This is a genomic window from Cytophagales bacterium (genome assembly GCA_019456305.1).
GTDB lineage: Bacteria > Bacteroidota > Bacteroidia > Cytophagales > VRUD01 > VRUD01.
The window spans coordinates 22917-41202 of the sequence record VRUD01000013.1 but is presented as its reverse complement, the minus strand read 5'-3'; the positions used below and the strand labels follow the sequence as shown (position 1 = coordinate 41202).

Annotated in this window: 16 protein-coding genes; 10 read left to right on the top strand and 6 right to left on the bottom strand. The window is 37.9% G+C overall.

What is annotated here, in order from left to right:
* The first annotated feature begins 42 nt into the window (after positions 1-42).
* The 7 genes from FVQ77_04425 (at position 43) to FVQ77_04395 (ending at position 10027) form a co-directional block, all read left to right on the top strand.
* Complete coding sequence (locus FVQ77_04425) at positions 43-1497, top strand: gliding motility-associated C-terminal domain-containing protein (GenBank protein ID MBW8049580.1); 1455 nt, start codon at positions 43-45, stop codon at positions 1495-1497.
* Between the two features lie 208 nt (positions 1498-1705).
* Complete coding sequence (locus tag FVQ77_04420) at positions 1706-2758, top strand: type IX secretion system membrane protein PorP/SprF (protein ID MBW8049579.1); 1053 nt, start codon at positions 1706-1708, stop codon at positions 2756-2758.
* Positions 2759-2942: 184 nt separating this feature from the next.
* Positions 2943-5000, top strand: a complete 2058-nt coding sequence (locus FVQ77_04415; GenBank protein MBW8049578.1) for an OmpA family protein — start codon at positions 2943-2945, stop codon at positions 4998-5000.
* Between the two features lie 310 nt (positions 5001-5310).
* Positions 5311-5934 (top strand): hypothetical protein, encoded by a 624-nt coding sequence (locus tag FVQ77_04410; protein MBW8049577.1) that lies wholly within the window; start codon positions 5311-5313, stop codon positions 5932-5934.
* 47 nt (positions 5935-5981) lie between these two features.
* Complete coding sequence (nadE, locus tag FVQ77_04405; protein MBW8049576.1) at positions 5982-7868, top strand: NAD(+) synthase; 1887 nt, start codon at positions 5982-5984, stop codon at positions 7866-7868.
* Positions 7869-7878: 10 nt separating this feature from the next.
* The gene (locus FVQ77_04400) at positions 7879-8892 is read left to right on the top strand and encodes a hypothetical protein (protein ID MBW8049575.1); all 1014 of its coding nucleotides are present in this window, start codon (positions 7879-7881) and stop codon (positions 8890-8892) included.
* Positions 8893-9163: 271 nt separating this feature from the next.
* The gene (locus FVQ77_04395) at positions 9164-10027 is read left to right on the top strand and encodes a T9SS type A sorting domain-containing protein (GenBank protein ID MBW8049574.1); all 864 of its coding nucleotides are present in this window, start codon (positions 9164-9166) and stop codon (positions 10025-10027) included.
* A 36-nt stretch (positions 10028-10063) separates the two neighbouring features.
* Here FVQ77_04395 and FVQ77_04390 read toward each other — a convergent pair whose 3' ends face one another.
* Positions 10064-10879, bottom strand: a complete 816-nt coding sequence (locus FVQ77_04390) for a hypothetical protein (protein MBW8049573.1) — start codon at positions 10877-10879, stop codon at positions 10064-10066.
* Between the two features lies 1 nt (position 10880).
* Entirely contained in the window at positions 10881-11765 is an 885-nt protein-coding gene (locus FVQ77_04385; GenBank protein MBW8049572.1) for a DUF488 domain-containing protein, read from the bottom strand.
* A 228-nt stretch (positions 11766-11993) separates the two neighbouring features.
* On the opposite strand from FVQ77_04385, the gene FVQ77_04380 reads away from it, so the two are divergent.
* Both FVQ77_04380 and FVQ77_04375 read left to right on the top strand, forming a co-directional pair.
* Complete coding sequence (locus FVQ77_04380) at positions 11994-12197, top strand: helix-turn-helix transcriptional regulator (GenBank protein MBW8049571.1); 204 nt, start codon at positions 11994-11996, stop codon at positions 12195-12197.
* A 1-nt stretch (position 12198) separates the two neighbouring features.
* Positions 12199-13368, top strand: a complete 1170-nt coding sequence (locus FVQ77_04375; protein MBW8049570.1) for a site-specific DNA-methyltransferase — start codon at positions 12199-12201, stop codon at positions 13366-13368.
* On the opposite strand, the gene FVQ77_04370 is transcribed toward FVQ77_04375, so the two are convergent.
* The 3 genes from FVQ77_04370 to FVQ77_04360 all read right to left on the bottom strand — a co-directional run bounded on the left by FVQ77_04370 (position 13357) and on the right by FVQ77_04360 (position 16515).
* Complete coding sequence (locus FVQ77_04370; protein MBW8049569.1) at positions 13357-15828, bottom strand: hypothetical protein; 2472 nt, start codon at positions 15826-15828, stop codon at positions 13357-13359. The genes FVQ77_04375 and FVQ77_04370 overlap by 12 nt on opposite strands.
* A 54-nt stretch (positions 15829-15882) precedes the next feature.
* The gene (locus FVQ77_04365) at positions 15883-16107 is read right to left on the bottom strand and encodes a hypothetical protein (protein MBW8049568.1); all 225 of its coding nucleotides are present in this window, start codon (positions 16105-16107) and stop codon (positions 15883-15885) included.
* A gap of 177 nt (positions 16108-16284) precedes the next feature.
* Positions 16285-16515: a hypothetical protein gene (locus FVQ77_04360; protein MBW8049567.1), complete on the bottom strand. Its 231-nt coding sequence runs from the start codon at positions 16513-16515 to the stop codon at positions 16285-16287.
* A gap of 109 nt (positions 16516-16624) precedes the next feature.
* Between FVQ77_04360 and FVQ77_04355 the strand changes: the two genes are divergently transcribed.
* Complete coding sequence (locus FVQ77_04355; protein MBW8049566.1) at positions 16625-16954, top strand: hypothetical protein; 330 nt, start codon at positions 16625-16627, stop codon at positions 16952-16954.
* Between the two features lie 128 nt (positions 16955-17082).
* On the opposite strand, the gene FVQ77_04350 is transcribed toward FVQ77_04355, so the two are convergent.
* Positions 17083-18273, bottom strand: a complete 1191-nt coding sequence (locus FVQ77_04350; protein ID MBW8049565.1) for a hypothetical protein — start codon at positions 18271-18273, stop codon at positions 17083-17085.
* Between the last annotated feature and the right edge of the window lie 13 nt (positions 18274-18286).

Below are 18286 nucleotides of genomic sequence, written 5' to 3'. Positions count from 1 at the left end.
CCTTTGCCTGTTATAGATTCTACATCATCAACAAACCCTGATATGTGCGGGGTAGATAATGGTACAATTACTATTTATGCAGTAGGTGGTACGCCTCCGTTATTATATTCTATTGATGGTGGCGCTACCTTTACCGGTAGTGGAAATTTTACAGGATTGACTTCCGGCAATTATTACGTTGTGGTTACCGATAGTAATAATTGCGGGGTTTTTGGAGATACAGTAACTATGACTGCGCCAGGTACGCCTCCTCTACCTTCGGCCGGAACCAATGCAACTTATTGTGATGGTGATTCAATGACTGATCTGACGGCATCAGCATCAATGGGCGGAACTCTGACATGGTATTCAGACCCTGGATTAGACACAGTCATAGGTACAGGAACAACATTTTCTCCGGATACTACTATAGGAACAACAATTTATTACGTAATTGAAACCGTGGGTCTCTGTGTAAGCCCTTCTTCATTTGTTACCATTATCATCAACCCATTGCCAATAGTAACTTTAACAGCTTCTGATGATTCTATTTGCAGTGGTGAAAGCATAACTTTTACAGCAGAGCCGGCAGGGTGTGGTAATTATGATTTTTATAATAATGCCATTTTGATACAGAGCGGTACAGATAGTATTTTTACTACAAATCTTCTTGGTGATACAAACAGCTTAACAGTCGAGGTAACCTGTTCAGGTTGTCAAAGCACTCCGGGTAATCCGATAGTAACTATTGTAATCCCTTTTACATCTGTAGATGCTGGGAATGATACTTCTGTTTGTGAAGGTAACGTGTCGTTTACGCTAGGTGGATATAGTCCGCTTGGGGGGATGTGGTCAGGAGCAGGAATAACTGATCCTGACTTAGGCATTTTTGATTCTGTGTTAACCGGAGGAGATACCGTAATGCTGACTTATACTTTTTCCAATGCTAATTGTTCGGTTTTTAAAAATAAATTTATATACGTGAATGCTTTACCAAATGCCGATGCAGGAAATGATCTTTCAGTGTGCCCCGAAGAGCGTATTTCATTAAATGCAACGGGTGGTATTAAGTATTTATGGAATCCTGATCCGACATTAAGTGATATAAACATTTTTAATCCTGTAGCAAATCCTGAGATTACAACTGAATATATTGTAAAAGTTACTGATGTAAATGGCTGCTCCAATGTAGATTCAGTGATCGTAACTTTGAAAGATACTTGTATAGAAAATCAGCTATGGCTCCCCAATGCCTTTTCTCCAAATAATGATAAAAAGAATGACGAATTCTACGTCAGAGGAATCAATATAGAAAAGATCAAATTTGTAATATATAACCGGTGGGGAGAAATAGTATTTGAAAATAATGATTTTCCGGTTAATGACCCGGATGTAGGCTGGGATGGAAAACACAATGGAAAAGAACAGAATATGGCTGTATTTGTTTACTATGTCGAGGCTGAGTTTACCGATGGAACAAAAGGGGCTTTAAATGGAGATGTAACACTGATAAGATAATTTGGAAATATGAATAAATATGAAAATTTAGCCAAGGCAATTTATGATATCGGAAAACTTGTTTTCATTTAAAAAAATAAAAAAATGGATGCTTTGACACTTTATTCAATAATCGTTTATGGTGGAGGATCTATAGCAATATTAGTTGCTATTTTTTTGATTAAAAGAAGTGAAAAAAGTAAAATTTCATCAATAAAAGAATAAAATTATGAAAAAGTTTATTATCATAGTAGCGCTAATTGCCTGCTGCCTGCTGCGTACTGCTGACTGTTTCTGCCAAGACATTCATCTATCACAATTCTATTTTTCCCCCTTAAATGTAAACCCGGCATTGACGGGAGCCATTGAAGGTGAGCTTAGGGGTATCCTCAACTACAGGAACCAATGGAGGGGTTTTGCGTCTCCTTTTGTTACCATGTCTTTTTCGGCTGATATGACCTTTTTGGGTGATGAATTGGGCGAAGACTGGGTAGGAGCAGGCCTGGTAATATTAAAAGATAAGGCCGGTACGGGAAATTTGACTAACCTGAAGTTTATGCTTTCCGGGTCCTATTTTAAGTGGATCAATAAATGGAATTATTTATCCGGGGGCGTCCAGGCAGGCTTTGTACAGCGTAAATTAGACTACAGCCAATTAACTTTTAATGAGCAATGGGATCCAAATACCGGTAATTTGGGACCCGACAATGGAGAGGGGATAAATGATACTAAAAGTTTTTCACATTTAGATGTACACACAGGCTTATTATGGAGTTTCATACCAAATGATAAGGTACAGGTAGCTACCGGAATAGGATTATTTCATTTGCTTGCTCCACCAGAGTCGTTTTATGACTTTGTTCTGAATTTCGAGGGTCAATTAGACCGTTTAGGCAGAATGGTAACAATCCATAGCAATGCAAAACTAAGTTTGAATAAGAAATGGGATATCAGGCCATCAGCATTGTATATGCGTCAGAAAAAGGCACAGGAGCTAACTTTAGGAACATCTGTGGGATATAAATTAGTAGAAGATTACAAGTACGATGTAAGCGGAACTGTATTTTTGGGGAGCTGGTACCGGTTAGGTGATGCGTTGGTAATGATGATAGGGGGAGAATACCAGAATTTTACTCTGGGAATAAGCTATGATATAAATGTATCGTCATTAAGACTGGCAAGCAATGGCAGGGGAGGGCCGGAGATCTCACTTATTTATGAAGCGCCTCTACCTACCAAGAGAAGAAGGAGGTCTTTACCATGCCCGAGGTTTGACAGGTAGGGATTAGTCAAAAGAAATAGGCAGTTGACAATTGACAGTTGACAATATTGCCTGCTGTCAACTGCCTATCGGAGTGCAACAGAGATCCCGATTTGTCGGGACTGCTTACTGCTTTTGTGGGATTTTGTGTTTTAGAGATTTAGTGGCAAAACATTGAATCCGATAGCTATCGGATTCCGATACAATGAAAATAAAAATATTTACCATGAAGAATTCAGGATATTCAGTATGGGCAATAATTGGTTTATTTCTTTTAATCATTTGTCTGTACACATGCCCGATAATTGCCCAGGATGCAGGCAGTGCTGCTGCAAATATCAATAAAGCAGATAAGCTTTTGAACGGGCTGATCCCTAAAATCGATACTGCCCTTGAGCTGTACTTGAAAGCATCTAAGTCGGCCCCGGAAGATAATGTTTTGAGTTATATGATCGGGCTGTGCTATTTGAATACCAATGATAAAACAAAAGCAATCCCGTATCTAGAAAAGGCTGGAAAAATTGAAGGCAACCCTGAGGTTCATTACTTATTAGCCAAAGCCTATCAGCTTAATTACCAGCTTGATAAAGCCATAGCCGGATATGATAACTACAAAAGCACTCTTTCGCAAGGCGAACTAAGTAAAAAGTATATTTCAAGAATAATTGCCAAGATCATCAGGGAAGATCAAAATTTTCAAAAATCCGCAAAAGTTAAAGTGACAAATATCGGGGCCATCATTGATAGAAGAATAGAAGAGTGCCGGCAGGCAAAAAGATTTGTAAAAGATCCTGTAGATGTGGTAATAGAAAACCTGGGAATCAATGTTAATACTACCTTCCCTGAATACGGCCCTGTGATCACTGCTGATGAGTCGGTCATGTACTTTACTTCCCGCAGGGAAGAAACTACCGGTGGTGGAAAAGATCCTATTGACGGAAGGTTTTTTGAAGACATTTATGTAACTATTAACGTAGAGGGTAAATGGCTGCCGGCATTATCTATGGAAACTCCGATCTGTACCGATCTGCATGAATCGGTAATCGGCTTATCAGCAGACGGGCAAAAATTGTTTATTTATAAAGATGAGAGTGGGGATGGAGGGGATCTGTATGTTTCCAATGTGCATGGTTACGTCTGGGCGCCACCCGAACGTTTACCGGAAGGTATTAATTCGCGATTTGCTGAAAAATCAGCCTCTTTATCTGCCGATGAAAGCACGCTTTTTTTCGTAAGTGACAGACCGGGTGGACAGGGAGGCAGAGATATTTATATGAGCAAAAAGAAAGACCGTAACACATGGTATAAACCTGTAAACCTGGGCAGTAAGATCAATACAAAATACGATGAAGATGGTGTGTTCTTTCACCCTGATGGAAAAACCTTATATTTCAGTTCAAAGGGACACCAGGGGCTGGGAGGCTACGATATTTTTGAGGCGACCTATGATAAAGGAGTTTGGTCTGAACCCAGAAACCTTGGGTATCCTGTCAATACAAACAACGATGATATATATTTCGTTTTATCTGCTAATGGCGAGAGAGGATATTATACATCTTTCCGTAAAGACGGGGAAGGTGAAAAAGACCTTTATAAGATCACTTTCCCAAAGCCATCCAAAAAGCTCACACTTTTAACCGGTGTCATTACTGACAAGATCACTTCCGGGTATTTAGGGGCTGATATCCAGATCATTGATAATGATTCAAATAAAGTTATTGGAGAATTGTCTTCTAATACTCAAACAGGCAAATACCTTATATCATTGCCATCGGGCAGGAACTACGGCATTAATGTTAGTAAAGAGGGGTACTTATTTCATTCAGAGAATTTTGATATACCTGTTTTAAAAGAATACCAGGAAATTGAAAAGAATTTAGCGCTGAAGAAAATCCGGGTTGGAGCAAAAATTGTGCTCAATAATATCTTTTTTGATTATGATAAGGCAACTTTAAGGCCCACATCGATAGCAGAGCTTGAGAGGTTGCATGAGTTATTGATACATTATTCCAGGCTGAAGATTGAAATTTCAGGTCATACCGATAACAAAGGCGGTACGGATTTCAATCAACGATTATCAGAAAAACGTGCCCAGGCAGTTGTGGATCATTTGGTGAAGCAGGGAATTGATAAGCAACGGTTAAAAGCAGTTGGCTACGGTGAAACAAAATCCATTGCCCCCAATGAAAACCCTGACGGCAGCGACAACCCCGAAGGCCGCCAGATGAACAGGCGAACAGAGTTTGAGGTGGTTGAAGACTGAAAGGTAATGGAAGATGGTTTAATTTGAAAATTTGATGACTATTTTCAAATTAAATAATCAATCTTTTTCTTGCATATTAAATCTATTCTTTTTAAACTTTGCACTTTACTTATTATTTTAACTAATACCTTTGAGTCCACTCTAATAAGTCCAAAAAATAAAAATGCCACCAAATCACCAAAGCACTAAATCCCACAAAACCCTGAAAATCAATTAGTTAATTTTTAGTGGGATTTAGTGTTTTTGTGCTTTTGTGGCAAAAAAGACTTTTAAGAGTGGACTCATATTTTAATTAAAAAATAGTTTTATTATGAAACAAATAATATTTATTTTTTTATTTATTCTTTTATTTATAACAGGTGTACCTAATTGCACGAAGTATAAGTGCGATTGTAAAGATGCACCGCCATATTATGATATACAAGGTTTTACTACACAGAACTATAAGATAATTGGGATAGATAAAGAAAGATTCATTTATGAAAAATTACTATCAACAGATAGTGTAAATGCTACTAAGTTTGCATTAAATATTCAAGCTATTGTTAATTATTATGGTCAAATAGATCCACCAATATTACTACCTGATAATTTATTTATAAATAGAACCTTTGCTTGCAGTTGTGCAGGTCCTGGATATTTAGGTACAGATGAAGAGATTCAAAACGTGATAATAAAAAGTAATGCAAATTTCAAACCAGGCTATTTAGCTGGAGACACATTGAATATTTTTTTTGATATAACATTTTATGGAAAAATACAATCAAGTCTTAACCAGTATTTGTCATCCAATCCACAACAAGCTCCAGAGGGATTTGGATTGGTACTTAATCAAAATCCAACATTATCATTGGAGCATACTTTTACAATTCACTATTATCAAACAAATGGAGAATTTTATTTATTTTCATCTGAACCAGTTAAATTTTATTAATTAAAAATGAAAATAATTTAATATCCGAATGCAATTCGGATTTACTTATGAAGATCGCTGGCGCAGCCCTAAATCAAACTCCTCTTGACTGGGACAACAATATGAGAAATATTATCACTGCGATAAAACAAGCTCAATCCCAAAATGTTCAGATCCTTTGCCTTCCTGAATTGTGCTTGACGGGCTATGGATGTGAAGATGTTTTTCTCAGTCACTGGCTTCACAAAAAAGCATTGGATAAACTCTTTGAGATCCTGCCCTGGTGCAGTAATATCATCGTGAGTATCGGTTTGCCGGTCTATTTTAATGGAAATCTTTATAATACTGTGTGCCTGGTAAAGAATAAAAAAATTTTAGGATTTACCGCCAAACAATTTTTGGCCAATGACGGTGTGCATTACGAACACAGATGGTTCACGCCCTGGAAAGCGGATTTAATTGATCTTTTAAGGATCACAAACAAAAGAAGCGGCAGCAGCAATAATAGTAAATATAAATTTGGAGATGTGATTTATGATACCGGGGGAATCAAAATTGGTTTTGAGATCTGTGAGGACGCCCTCCATGAAAACAGGCCTTGTATAAGGCATTCTAAAAAAAATGTGAACTTGATTTTAAATCCAAGTGCAAGCCCCTTTACGATCGGGAAATCTCAAAAGAGAGAGGAGTTGGTTACTAATAGCTCAAAAAAGTTTAATTGTACCTATGTGTATGCTAATCTGCTTGGGAATGAAGCTGGCAGATTGATCTTTGATGGGGAAATTCTTATTGCACAGAACGGGAAATTGTTGCAGAGAAATAAAAGACTGTCATTTAAAGATGTTAACCTGGTAACTGCAGAAATTAATTTTAAAACGTCTCCTATAAAAAACCTGCGAGGTTTTGAAAATATCGAAGGTGCAAAAACTGTTGAGCAGAAAAAAGAAACAGAGTTCTTAAATGCTGCCACCTTAGGCCTCTTTGATTATTTACGAAAAAGTAAAAGCAAAGGCTTTGTAATTTCATTAAGCGGGGGCGCAGACTCCTCAACTTGTGCGGTGCTGGTGGCTGAAATGGTGAAAAGGGCGATAGATGAGCTTGGTACTTCACGATTTTTGGAAAAATTGAACATTTGTAGTGGACTGGGTCCAAATGTAGAAACGGTAAAATATTTAGTATCAAAAATCCTTACCTGTGTTTACCAGGGTACCAAAAATTCGAGTAAAGAAACTTACAAATCGGCTAAGACATTGGCAGATTCAATTGGTGCAGTATTTTATCACTGGAACATAGATGAAGAAATAGATCTATTTACCAAAAAAATAGAATCTGCCATTGGCAGAAAATTTGACTGGAAAAATGATGATATAACCTTGCAGAATATCCAGGCAAGAACCCGCTCTCCTTTAATATGGATGATGGCAAATTCAAAAAATGCCCTTTTGATCGTTACTTCCAACCGGAGTGAAGGGGATGTGGGCTATGCCACCATGGATGGCGATACTTCAGGCAGCCTGGCTCCTATTGCGGGAATTGATAAAGTATTTATCCGGCAGTGGCTGCAATGGGCAGAGAGAACGTTAGGGTATAAAGCATTAAAAAATGTAAATGCGTTTTTGCCAAGTGCCGAATTACGACCCAGTGAAAAAAACCAAACCGATGAGGCCGATCTGATGCCATATTCCACATTAATTGCAATTGAAAAAGCTGCTATAAGCGATCGCCTTTCTCCTGTTGAAGTATATGATCAGCTAAAAGGCCTGGAAAATGACAGCCTTCTAAAAAAACACATCCGAAAATTCTTCACCTTATGGGCAAAAAATCAATGGAAACGGGAAAGGATAGCGCCCTCATTTTACCTTGATGAGTTCAATATAGACCCGCGCTCATGGTGCAGGTTTCCTATATTGAGCGGTGGGTTTGAGAAGGAACTGAAGGAATTAGACTCTTTGTAAAGAACAATAAATGAAAAGTAAATCGGAAATATTATTGTACCAAACAGAAGACGGACAAACCAAAATTGAGGTGCGGTTAGACAATGAAACGGTTTGGCTTACGCTAAACCAGCTTTCCGAGCTTTTCGGGAAGGCAAAAAGCACTATCAGCGAGCACATTCGCAATGTTTTTGAAGAAGGCGAGCTTCACCAGGACAAAGCAACTGTTCGGAATTTCCGAACAGTTCAAACTGAGGGCAGCAGAGAGGTTTCACGCGACCTGGAATACTACAACTTAGACGTTATAATTTCCGTTGGTTACAGGGTGAAGTCGCATAGGGGCACACAGTTTAGGATCTGGGCTACCCAACGTCTCAGAGAATACATTATCAAAGGTTTTACCCTCAATGATGAACGCCTTAAAGAAACAGGCCACACAAATCAATACTTTAATGAACTATTAGAAAGAATCAGGGACATCCGAAGCTCTGAAAAGATTTTCTACGCTAAGATAAAAGATATTTACACCACAAGCATTGATTATGACACCCAAAGTGAACAAGCCAAAAGGTTTTTTGCCGCTGTGCAAAACAAAATGCACTGGGCAATACACGGTCATACAGCAGCAGAAATAATTTACAAGCGTACGAATGCAAAAAAGCCCAGCATGGGACTTACCTCATGGAAAAATAGCCCTGAAGGAAAAATCCGCAAAACAGATGTTGCCGTAGCTAAAAACTATCTTTCACAGGATGAACTGACTGAATTGAATCTTATTGTAGAACAGTACTTAGCATTTGGAGAATTGCAGGCGCGTAACCGCAAATCTATGTACATGAACGACTGGGAGAAAAAACTCAATGCTTTTTTGACACTGAACGAACGGGAAATACTGTTGGATGCCGGCAGAATATCGCATAAAATGGCAAAGGAACTGGCAGAAAACGAATATAAAACATTCCGTAAACAACAAATTGAAGCATTGGATGCAGAGGAAATGAAACGATTGGAACAGGAAGTCAAAAAATTAAAAGGAAAAAAGTAGTATGTATCTAAAAAAATATCATGGTGCAGGTTTCCTATATTGAGCGGTGGGTTTGAGAAGGAACTGAAGGAATTAGACTCTTTGTAAAGAACAATAAATGAAAAGTAAATCAGAAATATTAAGGAATTAGATTCTTTGGTAATTTGAAAATTTGTAACATACCTGCGTATCACCCGTAAGATTAATGAAAGACAGGCATGATTAGATTGCCTGGAGTATGGGAGCTATGCGCTATGCTCCATGCGCCATGCGCAAAGTGACAATATAAAAAATGAACAGACTAAAAGCCATAATTATTGCTTTCATTTGTTTTTGTTGTATTAAATGCAATGAGATTGAATTTAACCCTAAATCCTCATTTGACAGCCCCTTCCCTAAAAGAAACAAAAATTTAACTTATATACTTGGAGAAAATTTTTTGATCACAAACGGCAATGACACAATAAAATACAATGTATCTTTCAGAAAACCAGACAGGTACAATTTCGTAGTAAACCAATCTACAAATGACACTATTTTTTCAGGAACAGTTTGTCAGTACAAAGGCCTGTACTACTTCAACGAACAGATAAATGACACGGCTTATTGGATATATGCTGTAGAAATTAATTATGAAACAATAAAAGGACTGAATACCGGGTTGGAACAAATGTTTTTATTAGATGAAATAATTGAAAAAGGAGATCATAAAAACATAGTAAAATTCATTGACAAAGAAAAAGACATAATTATACTGAGGCCTGACAAAATAGAATTGAGAAAAATATATACTTCAATAATTGACAGTCTGCCAGCGTACACTTTGATAGAATGGGAACCTAAATTGAACGGCAAAGAAAACATTGAAGAAGAAGAAAGAACAGAGATCGTTCAAACAGACATTGACGAATTTAAAATAATATCAAAGATCTACCCCAATCCTGCGAAGGATCATTGCAACCTAGTATTACAAGAGAATAACCACTTTAAATTTGATATCCTTGACAATAGTGGTAAAATTATTACCAGCGGACAGCTAAACAATAGAATAAACAGGATAGACCTCTCAAACTTTAGCAATGGAATTTATTTAATAAGAGTACACACTGCTGATACGAAGGAGATTGAAACTATTAAATTAATTATTGAAAAATAAAAAAATCTGAAAGAGCTAAATTTCCCCGCCCGCTTTTTACAGGTCTAATTTTAATTGAGTTACCGGTTTAGGATGGAAAGTTCCTATAATGATAAAAGGGTTCTTTGCTACAAAATGATTCACTTTTGTAGTTCCTAAAAAGAAATACAGGTCTTTGGTTTTGGCAAAATCATCAAAGTATTTCGCTATTACCTCCTTGCAAGCTGCTTTTTCATCACCTTCATTGCGGGCAAGACAGTTCCAATATAAAGCGCCAATTTCCCAATCCTCTATCATCAAAGTTGGTTTCTTGCCGTTTACATCTTCAAACACATAGCTGAACTTGTAGGGCAGTTTCCGAACAACTTCAAAATCCCTCTTTTGCTCAAACAGTTTCATTTGTAACAATTGTTCTTTCTTCTTGTTATCCCATTCCCGTTCAACTGCTTCGCAAATAAAATCATGAATTTTTGTCGGCTTGAAAACCGCAAGCGAAGTACAAACCTTTTTATCCTTTGCTTCTAAAATCAATCGCTCTAAATCGTCATACACCGTATTCAATACAATATTTTTCCGTTCGGCCCAATTGTCTTTTGTTTCAATATGCCCAACAACTTTAACAGGTTCGTCAACATCTATATTAACAGGCCGGTAGCTTTCGGGCCTGAAATCACTGGTGTTTTTGGTTAAATCCATTTCCACCCAATCGTACTTCTTGTACTGGTGAACGTAATCCAGCTTGCGAAATGGAATCGGGTAAAGACGAATCCATTTGCCTTCTGCCGTAAATCCGGCAGTGCAAACTATTTCATCGTATTTTTTAGAAATGGTCGGGTAGGTCTTGACGGTAATCAATACGCGTTGTTTTGCCATTTTACAGGTGCTTTACAGGATATTTCCATTCCGGCATTTTTTGCAACGTTTTGGCTACCTTGCCTCTATGGCATTGCGTTTCACATGCTTCAAAACAGGTAATGGCAATCCGCTTGTATTGTTTCAACAAAGTCAGCAACCGGTCTAACGACTCCTTTTCTTCCCGCAAAGTGGTGCGCTCGTATTCCTCAAACAATCTTTCGTAATCCTCTTTGGTGTTGAGTTCCTTTCGCTTTTCCGGGACAATTCCCAAATCAGGGATATGCAAATATTGTATGCCGACATGCTCGCAAGCATCTTTTAGTTGATTTTTTGAAAACCCGTACTTCATGCTAAGCGGATTTTTCCGCACATCACAAAGCAGCTTCACATTGTTTTTTATCAGTTTGTTAAGATATCGTTCCTGCGAGATACCCTCGTAGCCGATCGTAAAAAACGCTTCGCTGTTCTCTTTTGGCCTCTGCGCTTCCACTTTCTTTATTTCTTCCTGTGACAGCACCTTTTCCAATATTTCGCTGTAAATGGCATAATACGGGTAATTCCGGTAAACTTCCTTCACCAATGGGTTGCCCCGCATTTTGCCATACCTTGCCGCAACCTGTTGCAACGCAGTTTGATCTTCATTTTTTAATGTACTGCTGAAGTTTCTGCCCTTATCGGTCAGTTCCCATCCGTCCACATCACTTAAATAACCATATTTTGTAAGGGTACGTTTGTCGGCATACGACTGGAAGGAAAAACCACCGAAACGGTATGGTACAAACTCGTAGTTCTTTTCCCTTTGTCTTTCGCAAAACAGGAAAAGTAGTTTTTGCATATCGGTAGGCAGTAGCTTACCGCCCATTTTCTCTAACAACGCAAGCAATATTTTTCTCCGGTAATACATTAGTTGGAATCCTACGAATGCAAAGTTAATATGTTTCATCTGGTTTTAATAATCTGATATACAAGATACCAACAGGAAGTTGTTGATAGGCAAACCAAAACTTTGCAAAAGAGCTTGCTTTTATCAACATTCAAATATTAGTTATTAACATTAATTATTCTTATATTTGTGAAATTCTTGCTTCTATTAATATAAGCAGAACTTATATTTACATTCAATATACAAATCATGGAGCGTATCAATCGAATAAAGGAGATACTTGTAATTCAAGGTAAAACACAAAAATGGCTTGCGGAGAAACTTAGAAAAAGCACCACCTCCATTGCATCGATTTGTAACAATAAATCACAACCGCATTTAACAAATTTAAAAAAAATAGCAAGAATCCTAGATGTGGACATAAGAGAACTACTCGTATCAACAAAAAACTAACATGATAGCAAAAGGAATAAATCTGGATACTTTTGTAAAAGCCGTTAATGACCGAAGTACGGTATCAGGATACACCCATGATTTCTATAATTATCCGGCTCGATTCTCACCATTGTTCGCCAGAGAAGCAATTGAATCATTCACTGAACCTGGAGACTTTATTCTCGACCCTTTCATGGGTGGAGGAACAACCTTAGTTGAAGCGCAGATTCTTAATAGACCTGCCATTGGGTTTGACATAAGCAGTTTGGCGTACTTTATTGCCTCAGTCAAAACTTCCCCATTAACAGAGAAAGAAACTGAATTTGTTAAAAAGTGGACTGCCTTGACAATTAAAAAAATGAACTGCAAATCTCACTCAGAACGACCTGAACAATGGATTGAAGCTGGCTACCAAAGAAACTTATCTAACAAAACCACATGGCCAATTCGCAAATTATCCGAACAGTTTATCAATGACCTTGAAAAAGTAAGGACTACAGTAAAAGTAAAGAATTTTTTGCGTTGTGTTTTGTTGAAGACAGGGCAATGGGCACTTGACTCAAAAAAAGAAATCCCTTCCGCAAAGAGATTCCGTGCTAAATTATGGACTACAATAGAGCAAATGCTCGTTGGCTCTACCCAACTCAAATTCGCACTTGCTGAACATAAAAACGATGTTATGTCTTTGCAAATCAATAAACCAGCAATTGAAATCAAACGGTCAAGAACGCTTAAAAAATCGAACTCACCAAAGTTGGTTCTCACATCTCCACCTTACCCAGGTATTCACGTGGTCTATCACCGTTGGCAAATACATGGTAGCAAAGAAACCCCGGCACCTTTCTGGATTGCAAATAGTTTAGACGGGCATGGGTTGACTCATTACACGATGGGCAATCGGCAGCAGGAAGGGCTTATTAATTACTTCCAAAATATCAAGGATACCTTTTCTTCTGTCGCAAAGGTTTGTGACAACGAAACCCTTATTGTCCAGGTATTAGCGTTTTCCAAACCTGAATGGCAGCTACCTAAGTATCTTGAAGTGATGAAATTGGCTGGGTTCTATGAAATTAAGCCATTCAAATCAAGAATTTGGAGAGAAGTACCCAACCGCAAATGGTATACACAAAATAAAGGCAAAACTCCCAGTTCAAATGAGGTTGTACTATTTCACAGGTTAATCAGCTAACTGTTCAAGCAGTTCATCTTTTAAGTCAAGGTCTCCAAATTCTTTAATCATGGGTATTATCATTGGTCCCATTGCCCTTGAAAATCCAGCGATTCTTTCTTCAATACCCTCATACTTATTTTGTTCATCCTTGTTCTGCTGGTCGTCATAAATAATTGATATGCCAAGCAAAGCCATACCATATTTGAAATAAGCCTCTGTTGTTTTTTTATCCTCAATATTATCCTTTACCTCATGCTGCAAGTAGATATTATCTATGTTCACATAAAATGTAAATTCAACCTCATTCTTACCGTTTTCATTAATTTTGGATTTAACAACTCTCATTGCCGAGAACTTATTAAACTCATGCTTACCCCATTCACTTTCGTTGACTTGGTAAATTTTTGGAAATTTAACCCCACCCGATTTATCTCTATCTTTACCTGGAATAGTGGTTGGTGGTTTAGACCTCATTGATTTACCCCCTGTTCTTTTGGTTGGTTTCGGATAAATAGTCAGTACAAACTCATTTTGGAATGGGGGTTCCGCAATTCGCATAGGATCAGTCACTTCAAGCATAAAGCGTACCTTATCCCCTGTTTTCATTTGTGAATCAATATCAATATTCACGATCGCAATGCCATTTAGTAAGCTCAATCCATAGACTACGTGCTTTTGCTTTGCCTCAATGAGGTTTCCTTTTTCATCCTTCAGGAACAACTTGAAGCTACCGGGATTAGTTTTTCTTATCAGATAATCATTTTCAGCATCGGTTTCAAATCCAATTCTTGACCTGGTCGACTGAAATGCATCACGAGCAAGCACTTTACCATAATCAAGTTTTTTGAATTTGAAATATGTCGGATACGGAAGGCCTTTGTAATCCTTGTTTTTACCCTCAACCCTTTCGGATCTAAAAGCGTTGGAAAGCCGTTGACCTTTCAGGAATATTTTTGATAGGGCACTTGAATGTTTGAACACACTTGACAGCACCGTTTCCAATGGCTTTGAATCATCAAGTTTGTCAGCTTGCAATTGCCTTTTCCTTTCTTCTTGCAAGTCGCTTAACCCCTGGTGATTAGCAAGATAGTCGATTATTTCATCTTCGATTTTATCTCTATATGGCCCCTTTCTTATATGCACCCTATCATTTACAAATAGTTTCTCCTGCGCCCGATAGCTTAAACCACTACAATCTACAATTAACAGCAAGGAGTTCTTCAAGAATCCCAAACTAACCTTATTTCTTGTGAAAATTCTATCATCAAACCATCCCTGACTTTGACCATTGAGAGTAAAAATGACACCTTTCTCGCTGTCACGGTATGTTTTTGCCTTGTCATCCTTAAAGGCATATAAAGAGAATGAAAATGGTTCTCCATTAGTTACGGTATTATGCGAAGTTGGATATCCTGGTTCGAGCGCATTTCCTCTGTCATCGTATAACCTTACACGCAGGCCATTAACTTGATGTTCAAAAGAGCCAGGAGTTCCTTCGTATCGGCATTCATGCAGACGGAAGGGCAAGCCAAGATCAGGTGCCAACAAATCTAAAGGGCGCAACAGTCCTCCACTTCCCTGCACATTTTGCTTGTACCTGGTCTCGTATTCATATAGTTTTACAAGTGTACCCCACTCTGATTTCACAGAATACGGCTCATTATATTTTGCAAAAATTGGGAAGGTGTTGCTATTAAAGTTTAATAATTCACCCTTACCAGGGTTTGCTTCTGCTTCAACAGGTGCTAGATATTTGTACGTTGATGATGTTTCTTTGCCAACTGGGTCTTCCCTTCTCACAATAGTAAAACCCCAATTATTATCAGTTTCTTTCCGTTCCTCATCCTTGATCAACTGCTGATTCCTTCTGCTTACAATTAATTGTAAATTGGCCTTTCCACAATAAACCAATGCTGCAGTGCCACCCATATTCCATTTCCCATGCACAAAGGGTATCTTCCTTTTAATAGATTCTCCTAATGAGAGTATGGTATTAGGTATTTCGAGTGGTGTTTGACCTTCACCTTTATCGGCAATATTAATGCAAGGAAACAAATCCTTTGCTGGCTTATTTCCAGTTATATAAACAGATATGTTTTTAGCAATTTCACGCCTTTTCTCTTTTGACCATTCTTTTATTTGCCCCGCCAATTCGTTCTTTGGGTTTTCTTCAAAAAATTCTGCAACAGCCTCCTTTACGCCAGACGGTGCCTCATCGCTTTTTGGCTCTATAGCTTTCATCCAACACTCGTTCATCAATATCGCATCCCTGGAATTCGTAATTTTCTCCACCAGTGCTGCCTCAGCTTCGTCAGCCTGGTTACCTGCAGCACTGTAATTATTCTCTTTGTCTCCATAATATCGCCAAAACTCTGACCTCTCCCAATAACCATGTTGTTTGAGAATTGAAATAATATCTCGTTCGGTATCTGCCGTCATTAGACTCAGACACAATTGCTTGACCTGTTCATTGTTCATATTCTATACAAGTATTGATGTAATATAGCATGTAATGCTCGATTATTTATTGCTTCAAAATTTAAATTCTGTTTTATACCCTTTCTTGAGACCATTATTGAATAAAGCTAATACCTCATTCATTTTTTCCTTGAATACTTTTTCCATCTTTCTTATATCTATCTCATTATATTCATAGTTATTTCTGTTAGAACACTTACTCAAGCTATCAAGAGTATCAATAATCTTTTGAACTCTATTTGAAGCAATAATTTCAAATCTTTCTCTTTTTGTTTTCATAATTGAGACATTTTTTGCAAATATAACTATTTATGTTCATAAATGCCAAATTATTTACTATATTATTTTTTTATAGCTTATATTTTGTATTATGTAGAAGTGGAGATCGCTCATAACACATCGCTAATTCCCCCACTTCAAAGGCATGGATATTCCATAGATACTTCACGTCAAAGCCTAGTATAGTTCAAGTAGAGTTGTAGGGTATTGAAGGCTCACAGCAGTTTTATCAATTGCCATCCTCGTACCTGCGGTGGCAAAGAGCATACCCCACCGCATGGGTTTTCGTTTAACCAGAAACATTCGTAGAAAATCAAATAAAAATCTCTTTTTCCCTCGCTCAACTTTAAAGAAAGAGAATTCAATGGAGAGTTTTTCATCATGTCTGGTGATGCTGCATTTTGGCATTCTGCTAAATTTGGTAAAAAATTCATTAACTTTGCCAAATACTATTGGAAGGGAACAATCGTTATGATGAAACTTAACAAGCCTGTTTCTACGTTTAACTTATATGACTATGTCAAATGAAGTAATAAATATCAGTCAACTATTTAATGCCTCGGGTTTAATTACCCGACAGGCAGCACGTGATCTATTTGATATTCTCTCGAAATCAACTGAGAATAACATCAATCTGGACTTTTCTGAAATATCTTATGCAACAAGATCCTTTTTTGACGAATTGCACAGCCATAGGACTAAATTAAATTTGCTTGGCAAAAAGGTAAGGTTTATTAAATTAAATGAGAATTTACGTAGTCTGTTAGACTTGGTTGAAAAAAAATCAAGATACAAAAACAGTATTACTTATACTAGTGTCGCAAATGTTAAGACTATAAATATGTGAATCTGTATATCTGCGCTTAGCAATAAAAATTCCTGAATCTATGACCATGCTTTTGATTTACAAATGATACGAATAAAAACCAGCATCCCAATATCCATAACCCATCTTCATTTTTCATTCATCACTCGTCATTTGTTAGAGGGTTCCTTGCAATTCCCCTTGGCATCGGTTTTGATCAACAATACATCAACACCGCCTGCCCCCCTGCTCTCAGTCCATCCTGTGATAATAAAGCCTTCGTCAGCAGTTTGCCAGACCGATCTGCCAACATCAATGCCCTTTCCCCCAAAGGTTTTTGTCCAGAGCGTTGTGCCATTGAAATTTGTCTTTATCAAATAAACATCAAAGTCTTCATCTCCAAAGCTGCTGGTCTCTCCTGTGATGATATACCCCCCATCAGTAGTTTGCTGTACTGAATAGCCGACATCACTGCCTGTTCCTCCGAAGGTTTTTGTCCACATTGTATCTCCGGCAGCATTGGTCTTTATCAAATAAACGTCAAAATTTCCTTTTTCGGTAAATCCGGTTATAATATAACCCCCGTCAGTAGTTTGCTGTACTGATCTGCCGGCATCGCTTTGTTTCCCCCCAATGGATTTTGTCCAAAGCGCTTCTCCCCGGGCATCGGTCTTGACCAAATAAACATCAAAGCCTCCTGCTCCAAAGCTGCTGGTAAGTCCTGTGATAATAAAGCCTCCGTCAGCAGTTTGCTGCACTGAATAACCCACATCACTGTCTTTACCTCCATAGGTCTTTGTCAAATGGTCATCGTCTTTAACAGAGGTCTTAATTATATAAACATCATCTACCCCCGCTCCAAAGCTGCTGGTTTCGCCTGTGATAATATACCCATTATCATCAGTTTGCTGAACAGAATAACCGGCATCGTAATCTTTTCCGCCAAACGATTTTTCCCACAGAACATCTCCTTTAGCATTGGTCTTGATAAGATAGACATAGGTTTTCGCTGCCCTGGAATGGCTCATCTCGCCTGCAATAATATAGCCACCGTCTGCAGTTTGTTGAACTGACCAGCCGGCATCGTTACCTTTTTCTCCAAACGATTTTTCCCATATAATATCTCCAAGAGCATCGGTCTTTATCAGAAGTACATCATCAAGCTCTGTTTCGGAACTTCTCGTACCGCCTGTGATAATATAACCCCCATCTTTAGTTTGCTGAACTGAATTGCCAATATCATCATTTTTTCCTCCAAAAGTTTTTTGAAAAGTCACTATGGTTGAGGCAGGATTGACCTGTGCATAGGTAATCTGGTAAAAAGGCATCATTAAAAACAGGTATGTTAAATAGTTTTTCATATCATTAGTCCCG